Source organism: Variovorax sp. OAS795, from assembly GCF_040546685.1.
Classification (GTDB): Bacteria; Pseudomonadota; Gammaproteobacteria; order Burkholderiales; family Burkholderiaceae_C; genus Variovorax.
Window position 1 is genome coordinate 1,144,543 of the sequence record NZ_JBEPOH010000001.1, and the last position, 18,349, is coordinate 1,162,891.

Sequence of the window (18,349 nt, forward strand, 5' to 3'; positions counted from 1 at the left end):
TCCTGTGCCTTGCACGCAACGGGGCCTCGCCGCATCCGCGCACGTCGTGATGGAAACCGCGCCTTGTGTAAAAAATTTGTGACTTGAAGCGCAATTCGGCATCATGATCCGGGCAATGAAGTCCGGCGAAGCATCTTCCGCTTGGCAACGCGTCCTCCGGATGGCGCAGGTTGCCGCTTTTTTCCTGGCTTTCGCGGCGGCGAACAGCGAGGCGCAGCAGTCCGCGCCTGTGCAACGGCTTCGGATCGTCGGCGGCCTGGCCACCGTAAGCCAGTACACGCTTCAAGAGGAGCCCTTCTGGAGCAAGGACCTCGCCCGCCTGAGCCAGGGCAAGTACAGCGCGAGCATTGTCCCGTTCAACCAGGCCGGCGTGCCCGGGCCGGAAATGCTCAACCTCATGCGGCTGGGCGTCATTCCCTTCGGCACGGCGCTCCTCACCCAGGTCAGCAACGAGTACCCCGAGCTGGGTACCCCCGACATCGCGGGCCTGAACCCGGACATGCCCACCCTGCGCCGCGTGATCGCCGCCTTCAGGCCCTATCTGGAAAAAACATTGCGCGAGCGCCACAACGTCGAGGTTCTCGCGGTCTATGTCTATCCGGCCCAGGTCATTTTCTGCAAGCAGCCGGTCAAGCAGCTGTCGGACCTGGCAGGGCGGCGCATCCGCGTCTCCGGCAGCACCCAGGCCGACTTTGTCCGGGCTCTCAAGGGGGTGCCGGTGTTCACCGAATTCGCCGAGCTCGTCGCCAACATGAACTCGGAAAACACCACATGCGCGATCACCGGCGCGATGTCCGGCAATGCGCTGGGGCTGCACAAGATCACCACTTCGATCTACACCATGCCCATCAGCTGGGGCATCGCCGTGTTCGGCGCCAACACCGACGCATGGAATGCGCTTCCGCCCGATCTGAAAGTCCTGCTCAAAGCCGAGCTTCCCAAGCTGGAGGCCGCGGTGTGGGCCGAATCGGAGCGCGACACCGGCAACGGCATTGCATGCAACACCGGCGCCGCAACGTGCGTGAAGGGCACCAAGGGCACCATGGTGGAGGCACGCCCTTCGGCGGATGACGAACGCCGCCGGCGCGACATCTTCGCCACCAGCGTATTGACACGGTGGGTGCAACGGTGCGGTGCGGTGTGCGCGGAGGTCTGGGACCAGACCGCGGGACCCGTGGTGGGCATCAAGGCACCCGTCGGCCAGTGAACAAGCCACTGCCCCGCCGCATCACCGCCTTCGTCTATGGGGTTGCGGCGCTGTTCCTCGGCGCCGTTCTTTCGATCGCCGCCCTGACGATGTGGCAGACCCACGAGAAGGCCATTGCCGAGAGCGAAGGCGAGGCCAGGCGCTTCGTCGGCGCTTCCGAGGCCGCGCTCAACCGTGGCCTGCTGGGCGTGGACATGCTGCTTGCGGGCATGGGGCAGTTCCTGCGCAAGTCCACTGAGTCCAGTGTTGCGCAAGACATTGCCCAGCCCGACAACGCGCAGCTGATGGAGACCATCGTGCGCCAGAGCCTGCTGGTGCGCTACCTCGCCTTCCTGGACACCGAAGGCAACGTCGTCGCATCGTCCGACCGCCGGGGAGCCCGGCTCGCCGTGCAGCTGCCCGAGGGCTTCCTCAAGGAGCTCCTGGGCCGGCAGGGGTCTGTGCTGGCGATCAGCGCGCCTTCAGTCAGCCTGGCGACGTCGCAGCAGGTGCTGTACTTCGGCCGCGTGCTGCGGCTCTCGGACGGCAGCAGGCTCGTGGCGGTGGCCGAAGTGCAGGTGTCGATGCTTACCACCATCCTTGCGCAGGGCGCCAGCGTGAAGGGGCTCGAGGTCACGCTGGAGCGCGACGCCGGGCCGCTGCTGGCCAGCACGCCACCGCGCGATGACCTGGCCGGGCGGATCATCCAGCCGCCGGTCACCGACCAGATCGGCGACGGGCACCCGCGGCGCATGGCTGCGCGGCTCAGCGGCACGCCCGCCATCGTGGTGGCCCGCCCGACGCTCTACCGCAACCTGCTGATCGTCGCGAGCATCCCGCTCGAGGTCGCGCTGGAAGACTGGCGCCGGGAGCGCGACCTGATCCTGGGTACGGCGCTGGCCTTCACCCTGATGATCCTGGCCATCAGCTACTTCGCCCACCTGCAATTGCGGCGGCAATGGCGAGCCCGGGGCGACCTGCTTCGTTCCAAGGCCACGCTGGACCAGGCCCTCGAATCCATGGCCGACGGTTTCGTGCTGCTCGACCCCGAAGGCCGCATCGTCACGTGGAACCGCCGCTTCGTCGACTACTTTCCCTGGACCGAGACACTGCTGTCGCCAAGCGCCACGTTCCAGCAGATCGACGACCAGAACGTGCGCCACCTGCACGCGCAGAACGAGCAGGAGCTCACCCTGCCGAACGGGCAGGTGATTCTTGCCGTGAAGAGCCCCACGCCCGATGGCGGGCTGGTGTGCGTCTACCGTGACGTCACCGAAAAGCGGCGCCATCTCGCGGACATCCTCGAAGGCAAGGCACAGCTGCAGGCCACGCTCGACGCGCTGCCCGACGTGCTGCTCGAGGCCGGCATCGATGGACGCTGCCACAGCTTCCATTCGCCGCGCCGGCCCCGGTCGTCCCTCAAGGTGCGGGAACCGGTGGGCAAGCTGATGTCCGAGCTGTTGCCGGCCGCGGCCGCTGCCGAGGTGATGGTGGCGCTGCGCGATGCCTTCGAGTTCGGATTTTCGTCCGGCAGGCAGTTCGAGAGCCGGGGGCCCAAGGGCGCGCTCTGGTTCGAGATCTCGGTCTCGCGCAAGGCGCTTGGCGAAGGTGCCGACGCACGGTTCATCGTCATCCTCCGCAACATCACGGACAGCAAGCTCGCGGCGCGCGAGATCGAGCACCTGGCTTTCTACGACATTCTCACGGGCCTGCCCAATCGCCGGCTGCTGCTGCATCGGCTGCAGGCCAGCATCGACGCCAACATCCGGCGCTCGCGCCACGGGGCCTTGCTGTTTCTGGACCTGGACGACTTCAAGACGCTCAACGATGCGCTGGGCCATGCCGTGGGCGATGAACTGTTGAAGCAGGTCGCGGTTCGGCTCCAGGCCAGCCTGGGCGAAGGCAGCACCGTCGCGCGGCTGGGCGGCGATGAATTCGTCGTGCTGCTGGAGAACCTCGGCGAGGATCCGGCCGTTGCCGCGATGCAGACCAACGCCAGCGGCGAGGCGATCCTCGCGGGGCTGAACCAGGCATTCCAGCTCGACAACCACCAGTACCACAGCACCTGCAGCATTGGCGCGGTGGTCTTCGCCGCCACGCACCAGTCGCTGGAAGACCTGCTGAAGCAGGCAGACATCGCGATGTACTACGCCAAGTCTGCGGGAGGCAACGCGCTGCGGTTCTTCGAGGCCGCCATGCAGACAGCCATCACGGCGCGCGCCACGCTGGAGAGCGAGATGCACGCGGCGCTGGAGGGCGGGCAGTTCGTCCTGCATTACCAGAGCCAGGTCACGTCGGAAGGCCACATCGTTGGCGCCGAGGTCCTCATCCGCTGGCACCATCCGGTCAAGGGCATGGTGCAGCCCGGCGGGTTCATCGAGCTGGCCGAGGAAACCGGGCTGATCGTGCCGATCGGCATGTGGGTGCTGGAAACCGCTTGCGTGCAACTGGAGCGCTGGAGCCACGACCCGAGGCGCCGGCACCTGCAGCTGGCGGTCAATGTCAGCGCGCGCCAGTTCCGCACCGACGATTTTGCGGAGCGCGTCTTCGATGTGATCCGCAGGACCGGCGCCGACCCCACGAGGCTGAAGCTGGAGCTCACCGAGAGCCTGCTGCAGGACAAGGTGACCGAGACCATCGGCAAGATGCAGTCGCTCGCGGCCAAGGGCATCCACTTTTCCATGGACGACTTCGGCACCGGCTATTCGTCGCTCTCCTACATGACGCAGCTGCCGTTGAACCAGATCAAGGTCGACAAGTTCTTCGTGCAGAACATCGGCGTCGATCCGAAGGTCGAGCTGATCATCCAGGCCATCATCGGCATGGCCCGCAACCTGGACCTCGAGATCGTGGCGGAGGGCGTCGAAACGCAGCAGCAGTTCGAGTTTCTCCAGGCGCACGGTGCCATGCTGTGCCAGGGTTACCTGTTCAGCAGGCCCGTGCCGATCGATCAGTTCGAGGCCCAGCTGGACGTCGCGATGGCCGACTGAGCGCCGGCCGCGCTGCAAGGGTCCACACGATGCGCTTTCCTTCCGGCTTGCCGCGCTTCAGCCTTCGGGCCCGCTTGTCGGCAGGTGTGGTCGCGATCGTTTTTCTCACGACCTTCGGGGTGACCGCCGCAGCGCTCTCCTTCATCAAGCGCAGCATGCAGGCGGCCATCGCCGTCGAGCAGCTCGAACGCATATCGGCCATTGCCGACGCGGTGGACCAGAAGTTCCTGAGCCGGCGCACCCTGCTCAAGACTTTCGGCGACAGCATCGAGAGCCACGGTATCACCGGCGTCGATGCACTGCAGGGGCTCCTCATGCAGCACCCGTCGCTCAAGGAGGCCTTCGACAACGTGGCCTTCGTGGACACGGACGGCAAGCTGGTCGCCAACCTGAACGGCGCGCACCAGATCGGCCGCGTGAACGTCAAGGACCGCGAATATTTCCAGCGCACGATGGCGGCCAAGACCGGCGTCATCTCCGCGCCTTACCGCAACCGCCTCAACGGCCTGGCGCAGGTCGCCGTGACTGAACCGGTGCTGGACCGGCAGGGCAACGTGGCCTATGTCATCTCCGCGTCGATCAACCTCAGTGAACAGAACTTCCTCGGTGAACTTGCCCGGGTGAAATTCGGCAAGACCGGGTACATGTTCATCACGAACACCGACGGCATCGTCATCGACCATCCCGACAAGTCCAGGCTGCTCCAGCACGTGGAGGCGGACGGCGTGCGCAATGCCGCCACGGCGCGCGCCATTTCGGGCGACGAGGGCACCACCGAAGCCGTCGACCGCAACGGCGTGCACGGCCTCTATGCCTTCAAGCCGATCCGCCAGACCAACTGGGTGCTGGGCGCCATGTATCCGCGCGACGAGGCCTTTGCGCACATCGGCCGGATCGAGCGCTTCGCGTGGGCGGGCGCAGTGCTGCTGGTGCTGCTGGCCGGCGCGCTCGCCTTCATGACCGCGCGCACGCAGCTCGCGCCCTTGTCGCGGCTGCGCGAGCACATGCAGGTGTCGCGCGCCGACGCGGCCTATTCGCCGATGAAGGAAGCGCCTTCGCGGGACGAGGTCGGTGAACTGGCGCGCACCTTCGATTCGCTGATGCAGGAGCGCGAGGCATCGCAGGAGCGGGTGCAGGCCAGCGAGCGATTCCTGCGCGACGTGACCGACAACCTGCCGGCGGTCGTGGCCTACTTCGACAGCCAGCAGCGCTGCCTGTTTGCCAACAAGGCAGGGCTCGGCATGCGAGGCAGGACGCGTGACGACATCGGGCGCATGACCATGCAGGAGTCGTTGCCAGATGCGGTCTACCGGCAGCTGGTTCCGCACATCGACAAGGTGCTTGCAGGTACGCCGTCGCGCGCCGAAGGCATGTACGACCGCAACGGCAAGGAAGGCTTCTTCGAATGCCATCTGGTGCCCGATCTTCGCGACCACGGCGACCTGGCGGGCTTCTACGTGATGACTTTCGACATCACGCGGCAGAAGGTGGCCGAGCGCGAGCGTTCCCTGGGCGAGGCCCGCGTCCGCACCATCACCGACAACCTTCCGGCGCTGGTGTCGCACGTGGATGCGTCGCTGCGCTTCACCTTTGTGAACGAGCATCTGCGTGCGCTGTTCGATGGTGTCGAGCTGGTGGGCAAGCGGCTGCCCGAGGTGCGCGGGGTCGAGGACTTCGAGGCGGTGGAGCCCTACGTGCGGCGCGTCCTTGCGGGTGAAACGGTCACCTTCGAGAAAAAGGGCGACCCCACGCGCGGCATCGGGCACAAGTGGCACCAGTCGCACTACATCCCCGACGTGAATGCAGACGGCAAGTTGCGGGGCTTCTATGCCATGACCTTCGACGTCACCGAGCGCAAGCAGGCCCAGATGCGCAGTGCCGACAGCGAGCGCCGCCTGCGCGGGCTCACCGACAACGTGCCGGCGCTCATGACGGAGCTCGACCGCGAGGAGAGGGTGGTCTTCTGCAACGGCAGGTACCAGACCTGGCTCGGCATATCGCCCGATTCGATGATGAACCAGCCGATCCGGGAGGTGATCGGCGAGGCGCACTACGCGATGCGCAAGCCGCTGCTGGCGCGCGCCTTCGCCGGCGAGGTGGTGTCGTTCGAGCAGACCGCGCGGCTGCTGATCGGCGAGCGAACCCTGCAGACGACCTACCTGCCGCAGAAGAATGCCGAGGGCGAGGTCGTCGGCTTGTACGTGCTCGCAAACGACGTCAGCGAGCTGAAGCAGAAGCAGCTGCAGCTGGACGTTCTTGCGCGGGAGGACGCCCTCACGGGCCTGCCGAATCGCCGCTCGTTCGAAGAGCATGCGCGCGACGCCATGGCAAGGTCGCGGCGGTCGGGTCTTCCGGTCTGCCTGCTGTTCCTGGACATCGACTACTTCAAGACCATCAACGACTCGCTGGGCCATGCGGCGGGCGATGCGGTGCTGAAGGAATTCGGCCGCCGGCTGCGGCTGAGCGTGCGCGACACCGACATGGCGGCACGCTACGCCGGTGACGAGTTCGTGATTCTTCTCGAGGGCGTGGCCGGGGCGGCCGACGCGCAGGTGGTCGCGGGCAAGGTGCTGGCTGCCATGCAGCCGGCGTTCGAGCTGCCCCACCGCAGCCTGCACGCGACCACCAGCATCGGCGTCGCGCTGTCGGAAGAGGGCGAGGAGTTTTCTTCCTTGCTGCTGCGTGCGGACACCGCGCTGTACGCGGCCAAGAAAGAGGGCAAGAACCGATTCATGATGGCGGCGCCCAGGGCCGAGGCCAGGCTCGCCACGGCCGCGTGGCCGCGCCAGGAGCCCTACGGCGCCTGAGCCTTCGAAAGCGCCGTGCGCGCGGCGCGGTCTCGGCCTTGTCCTACGCGGAAAGTAGTGCGTGCTGCCCTAAATTCAAAGGCGGGAGGCCGCATGCCGCGGCACGAGGCGCGGCCACTGGAAGGGTAAAGAGCAATGGCAGAACACGGCGGTGCGGAACGCGGGGGTGCGAGTGCACCCCTCAACCAACGCACCCTGGCCGACGCCGATTACCGGCTGATGGTCGACGCAGTCACCGATTACGCCATCACCGTACTGGACCCCAGCGGCATCTTCGTCAGCTGGAACGAGGGCGCACGGAAACTCCATGGCTACGAGGGCCCCGAGGTGCTCGGGCGCCATTTCTCGCTGCTCTACCCGAGCGAACTGCTGGAGCAGAACCGGCCGGACCTCGCCCTTGCAACCGCGCGCGAGGCGGTTCGCGTGGAAGAAGAAGATTGGCGCCTGCGCAAGGACGGCACGCGCTTCTGGGCGAGCGTGGTCATCACCCGGATGACCGGCGCGGGCGGAGAGCTCCGGGGCTATTCGATGATCACGCGGGACCTCAGCGAACGGCGCCGCCAGGACGAGATGCTGCGCATGAGCGAGGAGCGGTTCCGGCTCCTGGTCGAGGGCGTGAAGGACTACGCGATCTTCATGCTCGACCCCGGCGGCCACATCGTGAGCTGGAATCTCGGGGCGCAGAAGAACAAGGGCTACGAGGCTTCGGAGATCATCGGCCAGCACTTCTCCAAGTTCTATCCGGCCGACGTGGCCGCCAGCGGCTGGCCCGAAGAGGAGCTGCGCAACGCGCTGCGCGACGGCCGCTTCGAGGACGAAGGCTGGCGCATCCGCAAGGACGGCAGCCGCTTCTGGGCCAGCGTGGTGATCACAGCCCTGCACGACGCCACCGGCAAGCACCGCGGCTTCGCCAAGGTCACGCGCGACCTGACCGAGCGCCGCCGCGTGACGGCACTCGAGGACGAGGGCCGCCGGGTGACCAACTTCCTTGCGATGCTCGGGCATGAACTGCGCAACCCGCTGGCACCGATCTCGAATGCGCTCGAGCTCCTCAAGCGCGAAAAAACGGATTCGCCCGTGGTTGCGCACACCCGCGACATCATCGGCCGCCAGCTGCGGCAGATGACGCGGCTGGTCGACGACCTGCTCGACGTGGGCCGCATCACCAGCGGCAAGATCCACCTCGAAAGCAAGCCGGTGCGCCTGCGCGACGCGATCGCGCAGGCCATCGAGGCGGTGCGCCCGTTGATCGAAAGCAAGTCGCAGGCACTGCACCTGGGCATCGGCGACGCCGACCCCTGGGTGGCCGGCGACAGCGCGCGCGTCATCCAGGTCGTCAGCAACCTGATCCACAACGCGGCCAAGTTCACCCACAACGGCGGCAACATCTGGGTGTCGCTCGCGGCGACCGCCACCGACGCCGACATCAGCGTGCGCGACGATGGCCCCGGCATCGCCCCGAAGGATCTGCAGCGCATCTTCGACCTGTTCGTGCAGGGCGAGCAGAACGTGGCCAGGACGCAGGGCGGGCTGGGCCTGGGACTCAGCCTCGTGCAGCAGCTGACGACGCTGCACGACGGGCGCGTGAGCGCCTTCAGCACCGGAAGGGCTGGCGAAGGCAGCGAATTCCTCGTTCAGTTTCCCGCCATCCAGGCGCCGTCGACCACGCTCGAGGTGCAGCCCCGGCCCGCGGGCGAGCAGCGTGTGCTGGTGGTGGACGACAACACGGATGCCGCCGAGACCATGGCGCTGCTGCTGGAGGCGCTGGGCTACAGGCCCAGCGTTGCGCATGGCGGACTCGCGGCCATCGAGGCGGTCAAGGCGCAGGACCCCGACGTGGTGCTGCTGGACATCGGGCTGCCGGACCTGAGCGGCCATGACGTGGCCAGGCGCCTGCGGGCCGAGATGATCAACCCGCCGCCGCTGATTGCCGTGACCGGCTATGGCCAGGCCAGCGACCGGGACACCAGCCTGGAGGCCGGCTTCCGCGCCCATCTGACCAAGCCGGTCGATGTCGACAAGCTCACGGCCTTGCTCGAACGCCTGCTGGAGCCGGCGCCGCGTTCCAGGGCGGCCTGAATCCCGGTCAGGCGGGGAAGGGCGGCTCCACCGGCAGGGCGCGCTTGTGGGCGCTCTTGCGGTGCGTGGCAAGAATGATCTCGCGCGCTGCGGCGGACACCGGCTTGCCCTCGAGAAAATCGTCGATCTGCTCGTAGCTGACGCCGAAGGCTTCCTCGTCGGGCTTTTGCGGCACCAGCGATTCGAGGTCGGCCGTCGGCACCTTGAACACCAGTTCATCGGGCGCGCCGAGCTGCTGCGCGAGCGCGCGCACGCGGCGCTTGTCGAGGCCGGTGAGCGGCGTCACGTCGGCCGCGCCGTCGCCGAACTTGGTGAAGAAGCCCATCAGCGCCTCGGCCGCATGGTCGGTGCCGATCACGATGCCGTTGTGCGCGCCGGCCACCGCGAACTGCGCGATCATCCGTTGCCGCGCCTTGATGTTGCCGAGCACGAAGTCCTCGTGCGCCGCGTCGCGGAACGCAAGCTGGCCCGCCTTCAGCGCGGCAAGCATGCCGTCGGCCGCGGGCCGGATGTCGATCGCAAGAATGCGGTCCGGCTTCATCACGGCCAGCGCACGCTGCGCCTCGGCCTCGTCCTTCTGCACGTCGTAGGGCAGGCGCATGGCGATGAAGGTGGCGTCGCGTCCTTCGGCGCGCAGACGCTCCACGGCGCGCTGCGCCAGGCAGCCGGCCACGAGCGAATCGACGCCGCCGCTGATGCCGAGCACCAGGGCCCCGAGTCCGCTGCTGCGCAGGTAGCCCGCAAGGAACCCGGTGCGCCGCTCGATCTCCGCAGCGGCATCGAACACGGGCGCGACATGCAGTGCTGCAATGATCTCGCGCTGGACGGCGTCGACGGGGGGCGGATCTTGCGTCATGGTGCGGGCTCCCGGGTCAGAAATCCACCAGGCTCAGGCCGATGCTGAGCACCGTGCGCTTGCGGTTGTAGTCGACCAGCGTGTCGCCGTAGCCATGGAAGAGCTGGGTGTGAAAGCGCAGGTTGCTCGTGGTCGCATCGCCGATGGCCTTGAGCCACTCGAGGCGGATCGAGCCGCGGCCGCTGTCGCGCAGGTTGTTGCGCACCGTGACCCCGAGGGTGTTGTCGCGGTTGAAGTTCCAGCGGCCCGTGACTTCGGCCCGCCCGATGTAGCTGGAGATGTCGGGGTTGTCGTCCTTGGCGGGATCCTCCGACAGCCGCTGCCAGACACGGCCGGTGATGCTGAAGCGGTCGTCGAGCTCGGCGCCGCCCATCAGGTACACGCGGTTCCAGCTGCGCGACAGCGGCAGGCTCTGGCCGTTCGACTGGTGCACCAGGCCCACGCCGGCATAGCGCCAGCGCCAGCCGCCGGGCAGGTTGAAGTCGAGCGGATAGACATATATCAGCTCGGGCTCGTGGTCGGTGGTGCGGAACGGCCGCGAGATCGCGCCGTTGAAGAGCTGCCAGGTCGACTGCTGCGAGTAGGCGAACCACAGCGAATCCTTCCTGGCCGGATCGTTCTGCGTGAGCAGGCCTTGCGCGATCTTGGTACGCACCGAAAGGCCGATGCGCATCTCGTTCGCCTGGTACGACGTGGGCGTGGCGGTGTGGCCTTCGGACGGCGACGTGGGCGTGTCGGGCTTGCTGGTGGCGGCCGAGGCCGACACGTTCAGCGGCCGGTAGCCGCGGAAGGTGAAGGTGCCGCAGTCGGTGCCGTTCTCGAGTTCCCAGAAGCGCGACAGCGCCGAATACTGCCGGTCGCGGCAGCCTTCGCTGGTGGCGACCGAGACCACGCGGGTCGCGGGGATCGACGCATCCACCGGCGGCTGCGTGCTGGCCAGCACCGGCGGCGCCACCGGCACCGAGACCGAGGGCAGCGTCTGCTGTTGCGCCCAGCGGTCGAAGCAGGCCAGGCGCGCTTCGCTGTTGGTGCCGAGCGCGGCGCATTGCTGCCAGGTCAGTTGCGCTTCCGCGAGCGGGCTTCTGGGCTTGTCGACCGCCTGTGCCTGCGCGGGGCCTGCAAAGAGGCCGGGCGCGAGCAGCAGGCTTGCGGCCAGCGTGGTGCGTAGTTGGATGGGGTTCATTTGTCTGCGGTCCGCTGCGTCTTGGTCAGGGTGAAAGGATGTGTGCTGTCGTCGGCGGCATTGCGCCATGTGCCCTTGAACTCGCGGCCGCAGGAGTCCGGCTGCAGCGAGCCCGACCACACGCCGCTGATGCTGCGGCCGTCCTGCGATTCGTCGATGGCGAGTTCGCCCTCGTCGTCGACGTCGCCCGCGAGCTGGGCCACGGTGGGGCGCGCCGGGGAGGCGGCCGGCGTGCGCGTGATGGTGCCGCGCACGCCTGCGTAGTCGGGATGCTTGCCGAGCCGTACCTGGGCCGTGCCAGGCAGTCCGTCGAAGCGCGCCTGCCAATCGCCGTAGAGCGACTCCACGGGCAGGTCGCGCGCGGTGGCGGGGCAGCCCGGCGCGGCGGTGTGCCGGCCCACGGGGCCGGCGCAGGCCGTGCAGAGCGCGGCCACGAGAAGCAGGGCGAGTGTTTTCATGGGGCGGAAGCGGCTGCCGCAGCCGCGGCCGCGCTGTCCTGGGCCTTGCGCGCGAACTCGGCGCGCAGTGCCTTGAGCTTTTCGCGCGGGTCTTCGCGGGTGGTGGTCTTGTCCAGGCCCATCTCGGCGATGAAGCGGCTCGGCACGCAAGGCACCATTTCGCGGCCCTGCTTGCGCTTCTTGGTCCAGCTCACCGCGAGGCTGCGCTGCGCGCGCGTGATGCCCACGTACATCAGGCGGCGCTCTTCCTGCAGCCGCTGCAGCGTCTCGTCGCTCACCTTCAGCTGGCGGCCATTGTCGTCCTCGAGTTTGAAAGGCAGCAGGCCCTCGGTGACGCCGATCAGCATCACGTGCGGCCATTCGAGGCCCTTGGAGGCGTGCAGCGTGGAGAGCGTGACCACGTTCTGGTCCTGCTCGCGCTCGCTGATGGTGGAGAGCAGCGAGATGGTCTGCGCCACTTCGAGCAGGCTCTTGCGCTCGCCCTCGAGGTTGTCGTTGGCGCCCGAGGCGTCGTCCAGGCCGCCGCCGGCGCGCTGCGACATCCAGTCGACGAACTCCAGCACGTTGGTCCAGCGCGCGGCCGCAGCCTGCTCGCTGTCCTCGCCGTCGTAGAGGTGCTTCTCGTAGTCGATCTCCTTCAGCCAGTCGAGCATGAAGGTGCGCGAATCCTCGGCGCCCATGGTGCGGCGCGCGCGGTATTCGAGGTCGTTGATGTAGCGGCCGAACTCGTGCACGCCTTCCAGCGTGCGCTTGGGCATGACGCTCGGCAGCGACGGGCTGAACAGCGCCTCGAACAGGCTCAGCTTGTATTGGCTGGCAAAGGTGCCGAGGCTTGCGAGCGTGGTGTGGCCGATGCCGCGCTTGGGCGTGGTGATGGCGCGCAGGAAGGCGGGGTCGTCGTCGTTGTTGACCCAGAGGCGGAACCAGCCGCACAGGTCCTTGATCTCGGCGCGGTCGAAGAAGCTCTGGCCGCCGGACACCTTGTAGGGAATCTGGGCCTTGCGCAACGCCTGCTCGAACACGCGCGCCTGGTGGTTGGCGCGGTAGAGGATCGCGAAATCGCGGAACTCCTTGTACTGCTTGCCTTGGGTGATGGCATCGCCCGCGCGCAGGCTCACGATGCGCGCCACGGCGCGCTCGGCCTCGTGCGCCTCGGAGTCGGCATCGACGATGCGCACCGGCTCGCCCTCGCCGAGTTCGGAGAACAGCGTCTTCGGAAACAGCTTGGGGTTGGGGCCGATCACGTTGTTGGCCGCCCGCAGGATCGCGCTGGTCGAGCGGTAGTTCTGCTCCAGCTTGATGACCTTCAGATTGGGATAGTCGACCGGCAGCTTGCGAAGGTTGTCCAGCGTGGCGCCGCGCCAGCCGTAGATCGACTGGTCGTCGTCGCCCACGGCCGTGAAGCGCCCGCGCTCGCCGGCCAGCGCCTTCAGGACCTCGTACTGGGTGGCATTGGTGTCCTGGTACTCGTCCACCAGGATATGGCCCAGCGCGGCCTGCCACTTGGCGCGCACGTCGTCGAAATCGCGCAGCAGCTTGAGCGGCATGCCGATGAGGTCGTCGAAATCGACGCTCTGGTAGGCCGAAAGCCGCTCTTCGTAGCGCGCCATGATGCGCGCCGTGATGCGTTCGTTGTCGTCCGCCGCTGCGGCCTCGGCCTGGGCGGCGTTCAGGCCCATGTTCTTCCACCGGCTGATGGTCCACTGCCAGATGCGCGCGGTGGCGGTGTCGGTCGTGCCGCCGGCGTCCTTCAGGATCTTGGTGACGTCGTCGCTGTCCAGGATGCTGAAGGCCGGCTTCAGTCCCAGCACGGCGCCGTCTTCGCGCATCATGCGCACGCCCAGCGCGTGAAAGGTGCAGATCACCACCTGCTTCGCCTCGCGCCCGATCAGACCCTTGGCACGTTCGCGCATTTCGCTGGCGGCCTTGTTGGTGAAGGTGATGGCCGCGATGCGCTTGGGCTCGAGCCCGGCCTGGATGAGCCGGCCGATCTTGTGCGTGATGACGCGCGTCTTGCCCGACCCCGCGCCGGCCAGCACCAGGCACGGCCCGTGCAGGTAGTTGACCGCTTCTTGTTGCGCGAGGTTGAGACCGGAGGACATGGGGAGTGGGACCGAAGGCCCGCGGCGGAACGGCGGGCGCAAAGCGCGCAATGATACGGGGCCCATGTATCTGCAAGGTCCGCCCGAGTTCACGATGCGGGACGCAACGACAATAGCGCCGTGCTGCCTGTATTTCTCGTAACTTTTCCTTTCTTCGCATTGATTGCCGCCGGCTATGGCGCCGCGCGCGCCCGCGTCCTGCCGCTCGATGCGATTCCGGGCCTCAACACCTTCGTCCTGTACTTCGCGCTGCCTTGCATGTTGTTGCGATTTGGCGCGGGCACGCCGATCGGCCAATTGCTCGACGGCAGCGTGGCGCTGGTCTGGGGCCTGGGCGCGCTGGTCGTGGTGGCGGGCGTCGTCGTCCTCACCCGCAACGCGCGCATCGGCTGGAACGACGCGGCATTCGGTGCGCTGGTGGCCGCCTTCCCGAACACCGGCTTCATGGGTGTGCCGCTGCTGGTGGCCTTGCTCGGTGCGCAGGCCGCGGGGCCGATCATCATCACCATCGCCTTCGACCTGGTCGTGACCTCCTCGCTGTGCATTGCGCTGTCGCGCCTCGACCAGGCCGGCGGCAGCGGCGGCAGCGGTGGCAGCGGCGGTGCGGCGCAGCATGGCCCGCGGCAGGCGGCGCGCCAGGCTTTGCGCGGCGTGCTGGTCAATCCGATGCCCTGGTCCATCCTGCTGGGCGTGTTGCTGTCGGCCGCGCACTGGCGCCTGCCGGGCCCGGTGGAGCGCACCGTCGCCATGCTGGCCGATGCCGCCTCGCCGGTGGCGCTCTTCACCATCGGTGCGGTGCTGGCGCGCTCGGCCCTGCTCGCGCGGGAGCATGGCGCCAGCGCGGCGGTGGCGGCGGCCATGGGCACCCGGTCGGCGGTCCCGCCCAAGGCGCCGCTGGCCGACGTGCTGCCGGTGGTGCTGGTGAAGCTGCTTGCGCATCCGCTGCTGGTCTGGGCGCTGGGGCAGGGCGCCATCGCGCTGGGCCTGCCGCTCTCGGCGCCGGCCCTGATGGTGATCGTGCTGGTGGCGGCGCTGCCGAGCGCCAGCAACGTGTCGATGCTGGCCGAGCGCTTCGGGGCCGACAACGGCCGCATCGCGCGCATCATCCTGTGGACGACGGTGGCGACCTTCTTCAGTTTTCCGGCGGCGGTGGGGCTGCTGCGCTGAGCCGGCGCGCCTCGCGGGGCACCCTCAGGGGGTCAGCACGCCGAGCTTGAACGGGTCGGCGTCGGAAAGCCGCTCGCATTTGGAAAAATCGCGCCCCTGGGTGCCGTCGCAATAGAACGCGTTGTAGATGCGCCCGAAGAGCGTCGGGCTGGCCGTGAAGAGCACGCCCTGCTCGGGCTGCCAGGCGTCCCTGGCCGACCCGCCGCCGGATTCCGCCTCCTTGGCGGGAGCGGTGGCTGCAACGGGCGTGAATTCCGCCAGGGTCTTGTGGGGCTCGTCGCGCCAGCGCGATGCCAGTTCGGCCGCCGAAGGTTTGGCCGCCACCGGCAGCAGCACGCCGTTCACCTGCAGGCCGTAGCCGAAGCGATGGGTCCTGCCCGCCAGGAAGGCATAGGCGCAAGCGGCCATGCATTGGCCGCGGACTTCGGTGTCCACGCCGCTCGCGCGGATGGCTTCGGCAAAGGCGCCGGCCGCGTCGGCGGTACCGCCGAAGGAATCCTCGAACACCACTGTGCGTACGCTTCCGTTGGCAAGGTACTGGGTGAATGTCTTGATGGCGCTGCCGTCCAGCATGCCGGAAACCACCAGCCGGCTGCCCTGCAGTTCGAGTTCGGCCGCCGGGCATGCGAGGCATGCGAACAAAAGAGCCAGACCGAGAGATGAACGCATTTTCACGACAACCCCTGCAAACCAGCGTGCTTGCTTGACGCGCGGCGCCGGACCGGGCCCCGCACAGCGAGAGCTTGCGCAGCCGGGGGGCGCTAGGTCAACTCCTTTTTCAGAATATTTCCGGGTTTTGCGACCGGCCGTAAGACATACCTACTGGTATTACCGTTATTACTTCAGATGAATACTTGTGTTTTCATTGAGCCTGATAGAGTGTTTGCAAATCAAAGTATGAATGGGTAGCACGATGACAATACTTGTTCGTGTCCTGTTATGGCTGGCCTGGGTTGCTGGCGTGAGCTGGTTCTGGCACGCAGGCGAGCTCGGCACCGGCACCTCGCTGGCCCTGGGCGCACTGAGCCTGGTGGTGTTCGCATGGCCGGGCAGCATTGCACGGCGCCGAAGCACCGAACTGCGCTACGTCGACGTGGGCAAGGAGCCCGCAGGCCTGCACTGACGCGACGGACGCGCGGCTCAGATGCTGTGCGGATCGACGTCGACGAGCCAGCGGATCACGCCCTTGCCTTCCGGCGTTCGCCGCAGGGCGTGCAGGAGCGGCTGCCATGCCGCCAGCAGGCGCTGCAGCGCCGCGCGCGACGGGCTTTCCACCAGCATCTGCGCTCTTTCCACATTGGCCACGCGCTGGATCGCGAGCGGCACCGCGGGGTAGCGCACCACGCGATCGGCGCCCTCGAGCGCATCGGCAGCCGCATTCGCGGCATTCAGGAACGCCTGCGCCGCCTCTTGCGTGCGCGCATCGGCCCGCAACAGGGCCTGGAACGCGAACGGCGGCATGCCGGCGGCGGCGCGCTCCTCCAGCTGCTGCCGGGCGAACGCGGCGTAGTCGTGCTTGCGCAGCGCCGCGAAAAGCGGGTGCTGCGCATGGTGCGTCTGGATCCACATTTCGGCCGTGGCGCCTTGCGCCGCCAGGTAGGCCGCATCGCGTCCGGCGCGGCCGGCCGATTGCATCAGCAGGCTGAACAGCCGCTCGGGCGCGCGAAAGTCGCTGGAGAACAGCGCACCGTCGGGGTTCACCGCCGCCACCAGCGTGATGCGCCGGAAGTCGTGCCCCTTGGCAATCATCTGCGTGCCGACCAGCACATCGACTTCGCCCGCATGCACGGCCGCCAGCTGCGATTCGAGGGCGCCCTGCTTGCGGGTGCTGTCGGCGTCGATGCGCGCCACGCGCACCGCGCTGCCGTCGGGGCGCTTCACGGCGGCGAACAACTCGCCCAGGTGTTCTTCGAGCCGCTCGGTGCCGCGGCCCACCGGCGCGATGTCGGGGTTGCCGCAGGACGGGCAGGCGCGCGGCACGCGCTCGGTGAAGCCGCAGTGGTGGCAGCGCAGGGTGCGGTCGATCTTGTGGAACACGCGGTAGGCGCTGCAATGCGGGCACTCGCTCTTCCAGTCGCAATCGGCGCAGGCCAGCACCGGTGCATAGCCGCGCCGGTTGAGGAACACCATGCTCTGCTCGCCGCGCGCGATGCGCTGGCCGATGGCGTCGAGCAGTGCGCCCGAGAGCACCGTCCTGGGCGGCTGCAGGTTCATGTCGACCAGCCGCACCGCGGGGAGATCGCCCGAACCGGCGCCTGAACCGACGCGCGATGGCATGGCCAGCCGCACATAGCGCCCGCCCGGGTCTTCGCCCTCGGCGGGCCGGCTCTGGTGCCAGCTCTCCAGCGAGGGCGTGGCGGAGCCGAGGATGACCTTGGCGCCCTCGCGCTGGCCGCGCCACACGGCGAGATCGCGCGCCGAATAGCGCGCGCCTTCCTGCTGCTTGTAGCTGGGGTCGTGCTCCTCGTCGACCACGACGAGCTTCAGCCCCGGGATCGACGCGAACACCGCCATGCGCGTGCCCAGCACGATGCGCGCCGCGCCGCTGTGCGCCGCCAGCCAGCTCGCGAGCCGCTGCGGGTTGGTCATGCCGCTGTGCAGCGACACCACGGCCTCGTCGCCGAAACGCGCCTTGAAGCGCGCCTCGAGCTGCGGCGTCAGGTTGATCTCCGGCACCATCACCAGCGCCTGCGCGGCGGCATCGCGCGCCAGCAGGCCGGCCACCGAGCGCAGGTAGACCTCGGTCTTGCCGCTGCCGGTGCTGCCCACCAGCAGGAAGGTGCCCGTCTCGGCTTCGATGCGCGCCAGCGCGGCCGTCTGCTCCGGGCTCAGCGAGACCAGGTTGGCGGCTTCGGGGGTATCGGCCACGGGGCCGGTGGTCGCCTTGCGCTTGAGCCGGCGCGCCAGTTGCGTGGCCGTCAGGTCGCGCAGCTGCGGCGGCAGGGCGGCCAGGGCGATTTCGCCGATCGAGCGCTGGTAGTAGCGCGCGGCGAAGGCGACCAGGTCACGCCAGGCGTCGCCAAGCGGCGCGAGCGCATCGAGCGCCGCCCCGACGGGTTTCAGGGCCAGGTCGGACTCGGCGCCGTCCAGCGGGGCGGGGTCATTCCAGACCACGCCCAGCACCTCGCGCCGGCCCAGCGGCACCCGGACCAGCGTGCCGGGCGCGAGCGGCGCCGCGCCGGCGTAGCTCAGCAGGTCGCCAAGGGCGGCATGCGCCGGCGTCTGCACCGCGATGTCGAGCCGCCAGGCCAGGGCCGCGGGGGCGTCAGGCGGCGCCGGGGCCGGCGCGCGGTCCGTGTCTTGGCTGTCGGCGATGGTGGAAATGGGCGTCCCGGTTGGCAAGGGTTGTTAATGCGACTTTGAGCAAAATGGCTTAAGTCGTTGATTTTCCAGCGCTTTGGCGGCCATCCAGCGTTTCTGTGGATAACTTTGTTGACAACAGGGCTCGACACGCCGCCAAGCCTTGTAGATCAAGCCTCTGGCTGGGTTGCCCTGAAAAAAAGCAAACTTCAAATCCTATA

At 68.0% G+C, this 18,349-nt stretch carries 12 protein-coding genes; 6 read left to right on the forward strand and 6 right to left on the reverse strand.

Features of this window, described 5'->3' with window-relative positions:
* Positions 1-115 precede the first annotated feature (115 nt).
* From ABID97_RS05475 to ABID97_RS05490, 4 genes are all read left to right on the forward strand, one after another.
* Positions 116-1,207, forward strand: coding sequence for a TRAP transporter substrate-binding protein (locus ABID97_RS05475; RefSeq protein ID WP_503012750.1), 1,092 nt, complete (start codon positions 116-118; stop codon positions 1,205-1,207).
* The gene (locus tag ABID97_RS05480; protein ID WP_354397526.1) at positions 1,204-4,176 is read left to right on the forward strand and encodes a bifunctional diguanylate cyclase/phosphodiesterase; all 2,973 of its coding nucleotides are present in this window, start codon (positions 1,204-1,206) and stop codon (positions 4,174-4,176) included. The genes ABID97_RS05475 and ABID97_RS05480 overlap by 4 nt, the downstream gene beginning before the upstream one ends.
* A gap of 29 nt (positions 4,177-4,205) precedes the next feature.
* A complete protein-coding gene (locus ABID97_RS05485) occupies positions 4,206-6,983 on the forward strand; it encodes a sensor domain-containing diguanylate cyclase (protein ID WP_354397527.1) in 2,778 nt (925 codons plus the stop codon).
* A gap of 135 nt (positions 6,984-7,118) precedes the next feature.
* Positions 7,119-9,062: a PAS domain-containing hybrid sensor histidine kinase/response regulator gene (locus ABID97_RS05490; RefSeq protein ID WP_354397528.1), complete on the forward strand. Its 1,944-nt coding sequence runs from the start codon at positions 7,119-7,121 to the stop codon at positions 9,060-9,062.
* 7 nt (positions 9,063-9,069) lie between these two features.
* On the opposite strand, the gene nadE is transcribed toward ABID97_RS05490, so the two are convergent.
* Genes nadE through ABID97_RS05510 form a run of 4 tightly spaced genes read right to left on the reverse strand, consistent with a single transcriptional unit; the run spans position 9,070 to position 13,661 of the window.
* On the reverse strand, positions 9,070-9,918 hold the full coding sequence (gene nadE, locus ABID97_RS05495; protein WP_354397529.1) for an NAD(+) synthase: 849 nt from the start codon (positions 9,916-9,918) through the stop codon (positions 9,070-9,072).
* A gap of 16 nt (positions 9,919-9,934) precedes the next feature.
* The gene (locus ABID97_RS05500; protein ID WP_354397530.1) at positions 9,935-11,101 is read right to left on the reverse strand and encodes a phospholipase A; all 1,167 of its coding nucleotides are present in this window, start codon (positions 11,099-11,101) and stop codon (positions 9,935-9,937) included.
* Positions 11,098-11,559, reverse strand: a complete 462-nt coding sequence (locus tag ABID97_RS05505) for a hypothetical protein (RefSeq protein ID WP_354397531.1) — start codon at positions 11,557-11,559, stop codon at positions 11,098-11,100. The genes ABID97_RS05500 and ABID97_RS05505 overlap by 4 nt, the downstream gene beginning before the upstream one ends.
* Positions 11,556-13,661 carry an ATP-dependent helicase gene (locus ABID97_RS05510; protein WP_354397532.1) on the reverse strand — a complete coding sequence of 702 codons (2,106 nt, stop codon included), beginning with the start codon at positions 13,659-13,661 and terminating at the stop codon, positions 11,556-11,558. The genes ABID97_RS05505 and ABID97_RS05510 overlap by 4 nt, the downstream gene beginning before the upstream one ends.
* A 120-nt stretch (positions 13,662-13,781) precedes the next feature.
* Between ABID97_RS05510 and ABID97_RS05515 the strand changes: the two genes are divergently transcribed.
* Complete coding sequence (locus tag ABID97_RS05515; RefSeq protein ID WP_354397533.1) at positions 13,782-14,828, forward strand: AEC family transporter; 1,047 nt, start codon at positions 13,782-13,784, stop codon at positions 14,826-14,828.
* A gap of 24 nt (positions 14,829-14,852) precedes the next feature.
* Here ABID97_RS05515 and ABID97_RS05520 read toward each other — a convergent pair whose 3' ends face one another.
* Entirely contained in the window at positions 14,853-15,497 is a 645-nt protein-coding gene (locus ABID97_RS05520) for a hypothetical protein (protein WP_354397534.1), read from the reverse strand.
* 244 nt (positions 15,498-15,741) lie between these two features.
* Here ABID97_RS05520 and ABID97_RS05525 point away from each other — a divergent pair, with 244 nt between their 5' ends.
* Positions 15,742-15,951 (forward strand): hypothetical protein, encoded by a 210-nt coding sequence (locus ABID97_RS05525; RefSeq protein ID WP_354397535.1) that lies wholly within the window; start codon positions 15,742-15,744, stop codon positions 15,949-15,951.
* A 17-nt stretch (positions 15,952-15,968) separates the two neighbouring features.
* Here ABID97_RS05525 and priA read toward each other — a convergent pair whose 3' ends face one another.
* Positions 15,969-18,080: a replication restart helicase PriA gene (gene priA, locus ABID97_RS05530; RefSeq protein WP_354401676.1), complete on the reverse strand. Its 2,112-nt coding sequence runs from the start codon at positions 18,078-18,080 to the stop codon at positions 15,969-15,971.
* Positions 18,081-18,349: the final 269 nt, after the last annotated feature.

Excerpts from the sequence above, each read along its gene's own strand:
- ABID97_RS05475 (WP_503012750.1), top strand. The coding sequence starts at position 116 with ATGAAGTCCGGCGAAGCATCTTCCGCTTGGCAACGCGTCCTCCGGATG.
- ABID97_RS05485 (WP_354397527.1), top strand. The coding sequence starts at position 4,206 with ATGCGCTTTCCTTCCGGCTTGCCGCGCTTCAGCCTTCGGGCCCGCTTG.
- ABID97_RS05490 (WP_354397528.1), top strand. The coding sequence starts at position 7,119 with ATGGCAGAACACGGCGGTGCGGAACGCGGGGGTGCGAGTGCACCCCTC.
- nadE (WP_354397529.1), bottom strand. The coding sequence starts at position 9,918 with ATGACGCAAGATCCGCCCCCCGTCGACGCCGTCCAGCGCGAGATCATT.
- ABID97_RS05500 (WP_354397530.1), bottom strand. The coding sequence starts at position 11,101 with ATGAACCCCATCCAACTACGCACCACGCTGGCCGCAAGCCTGCTGCTC.
- ABID97_RS05505 (WP_354397531.1), bottom strand. The coding sequence starts at position 11,559 with ATGAAAACACTCGCCCTGCTTCTCGTGGCCGCGCTCTGCACGGCCTGC.
- ABID97_RS05510 (WP_354397532.1), bottom strand. The coding sequence starts at position 13,661 with ATGTCCTCCGGTCTCAACCTCGCGCAACAAGAAGCGGTCAACTACCTG.
- ABID97_RS05520 (WP_354397534.1), bottom strand. The coding sequence starts at position 15,497 with ATGCGTTCATCTCTCGGTCTGGCTCTTTTGTTCGCATGCCTCGCATGC.
- ABID97_RS05525 (WP_354397535.1), top strand. The coding sequence starts at position 15,742 with ATGACAATACTTGTTCGTGTCCTGTTATGGCTGGCCTGGGTTGCTGGC.